The sequence below is a fragment of the Trabulsiella guamensis ATCC 49490 genome, from assembly GCF_000734965.1.
Classification (GTDB): domain Bacteria; phylum Pseudomonadota; class Gammaproteobacteria; order Enterobacterales; family Enterobacteriaceae; genus Trabulsiella; species Trabulsiella guamensis.
Genome location: NZ_JMTB01000133.1, coordinates 1 through 3,051, shown reverse-complemented (window position 1 = coordinate 3,051; position 3,051 = coordinate 1). Strand labels below are relative to the sequence as shown.

General features: G+C 53.2%; 1 rRNA gene. It reads left to right on the top strand.

Features of this window, described 5'->3' with window-relative positions:
* Nucleotides 1–123 precede the first annotated feature (123 nt).
* Nucleotides 124–3,030, top strand: a 23S ribosomal RNA gene (locus GTGU_RS22955).
* Nucleotides 3,031–3,051: the final 21 nt, after the last annotated feature.

The following is a 3,051-nucleotide window of genomic DNA, read 5'->3' as shown; positions in this document are numbered from 1 at the left end:
TTTGCTCTTTAAAAATCTGGATCAAGCTGAAAATTGAAACACAGAACAACGCAAGTTGTTCGTGAGTCTCTCAAATTTTCGCAATCACGATGATGAATCGGAAGAAACATCTTCGGGTTGTGAGGTTAAGCGACTAAGCGTACACGGTGGATGCCCTGGCAGTCAGAGGCGATGAAGGACGTGCTAATCTGCGAAAAGCGCCGGTAAGGTGATATGAACCGTTATAACCGGCGATGTCCGAATGGGGAAACCCGGTGCACTTCGGTGCATCATCGTAACATGAATACATAGTGTTACGAGGCGAACCGGGGGAACTGAAACATCTAAGTACCCCGAGGAAAAGAAATCAACCGAGATTCCCCCAGTAGCGGCGAGCGAACGGGGAGGAGCCCAGAGTCTGAATCAGCGTGTGTGTTAGTGGAAGCGTCTGGAAAGTCGCGCGATACAGGGTGAAAGCCCCGTACACAAAAACGCACAGGCTGTGAGCTCGATGAGTAGGGCGGGACACGTGGTATCCTGTCTGAATATGGGGGGACCATCCTCCAAGGCTAAATACTCCTGACTGACCGATAGTGAACCAGTACCGTGAGGGAAAGGCGAAAAGAACCCCGGCGAGGGGAGTGAAAGAGAACCTGAAACCGTGTACGTACAAGCAGTGGGAGCACCCTTCGGGGTGTGACTGCGTACCTTTTGTATAATGGGTCAGCGACTTATATTCTGTAGCAAGGTTAACCGTATAGGGGAGCCGAAGGGAAACCGAGTCTTAATTGGGCGTTAAGTTGCAGGGTATAGACCCGAAACCCGGTGATCTAGCCATGGGCAGGTTGAAGGTTGGGTAACACTAACTGGAGGACCGAACCGACTAATGTTGAAAAATTAGCGGATGACCTGTGGCTGGGGGTGAAAGGCCAATCAAACCGGGAGATAGCTGGTTCTCCCCGAAAGCTATTTAGGTAGCGCCTCGTGAATTCATCTCCGGGGGTAGAGCACTGTTTCGGCTAGGGGGTCATCCCGACTTACCAACCCGATGCAAACTGCGAATACCGGAGAATGTTATCACGGGAGACACACGGCGGGTGCTAACGTCCGTCGTGAAGAGGGAAACAACCCAGACCGCCAGCTAAGGTCCCAAAGTCATGGTTAAGTGGGAAACGATGTGGGAAGGCCCAGACAGCCAGGATGTTGGCTTAGAAGCAGCCATCATTTAAAGAAAGCGTAATAGCTCACTGGTCGAGTCGGCCTGCGCGGAAGATGTAACGGGGCTAAACCATGCACCGAAGCTGCGGCAGCAACACTGTGTGTTGTTGGGTAGGGGAGCGTTCTGTAAGCCGTAGAAGGTGGTCTGTGAGGACTGCTGGAGGTATCAGAAGTGCGAATGCTGACATAAGTAACGATAAAGCGGGTGAAAAGCCCGCTCGCCGGAAGACCAAGGGTTCCTGTCCAACGTTAATCGGGGCAGGGTGAGTCGACCCCTAAGGCGAGGCCGAAAGGCGTAGTCGATGGGAAACAGGTTAATATTCCTGTACTTGGTGTTACTGCGAAGGGGGGACGGAGAAGGCTATGTCATCCGGGCGACGGTTGTCCCGGTTTAAGCGTGCAGGTGTGTGCTCCAGGCAAATCCGGAGTGCTTTAACACTGAGGCGTGATGACGAGGCACTACGGTGCTGAAGTGACAGATGCCCTGCTTCCAGGAAAAGCCTCTAAGCTCCAGGTAACACGAAATCGTACCCCAAACCGACACAGGTGGTCAGGTAGAGAATACCAAGGCGCTTGAGAGAACTCGGGTGAAGGAACTAGGCAAAATGGTGCCGTAACTTCGGGAGAAGGCACGCTGGTGTGTAGGTGAAGCGATTTACTCGTGGAGCTGAGACCAGTCGAAGATACCAGCTGGCTGCAACTGTTTATTAAAAACACAGCACTGTGCAAACACGAAAGTGGACGTATACGGTGTGACGCCTGCCCGGTGCCGGAAGGTTAATTGATGGGGTCAGCCGCAAGGCGAAGCTCCTGATCGAAGCCCCGGTAAACGGCGGCCGTAACTATAACGGTCCTAAGGTAGCGAAATTCCTTGTCGGGTAAGTTCCGACCTGCACGAATGGCGTAATGATGGCCAGGCTGTCTCCACCCGAGACTCAGTGAAATTGAACTCGCTGTGAAGATGCAGTGTACCCGCGGCAAGACGGAAAGACCCCGTGAACCTTTACTATAGCTTGACACTGAACATTGAGCCTTGATGTGTAGGATAGGTGGGAGGCTTTGAAGTGTGGACGCCAGTCTGCATGGAGCCGGCCTTGAAATACCACCCTTTAATGTTTGATGTTCTAACGTGGACCCGTGATCCGGGTTGCGGACAGTGTCTGGTGGGTAGTTTGACTGGGGCGGTCTCCTCCTAAAGAGTAACGGAGGAGCACGAAGGTTGGCTAATCCTGGTCGGACATCAGGAGGTTAGTGCAATGGCATAAGCCAGCTTGACTGCGAGCGTGACGGCGCGAGCAGGTGCGAAAGCAGGTCATAGTGATCCGGTGGTTCTGAATGGAAGGGCCATCGCTCAACGGATAAAAGGTACTCCGGGGATAACAGGCTGATACCGCCCAAGAGTTCATATCGACGGCGGTGTTTGGCACCTCGATGTCGGCTCATCACATCCTGGGGCTGAAGTAGGTCCCAAGGGTATGGCTGTTCGCCATTTAAAGTGGTACGCGAGCTGGGTTTAGAACGTCGTGAGACAGTTCGGTCCCTATCTGCCGTGGGCGCTGGAGAATTGAGGGGGGCTGCTCCTAGTACGAGAGGACCGGAGTGGACGCATCACTGGTGTTCGGGTTGTCATGCCAATGGCACTGCCCGGTAGCTAAATGCGGAAGAGATAAGTGCTGAAAGCATCTAAGCACGAAACTTGCCCCGAGATGAGTTCTCCCTGAGCCTTAAAGGCTCCTGAAGGAACGTTGAAGACGACGACGTTGATAGGCCGGGTGTGTAAGCGCAGCGATGCGTTGAGCTAACCGGTACTAATGAACCGTGAGGCTTAACCTTACAACGCCGAAGATGTTTTGG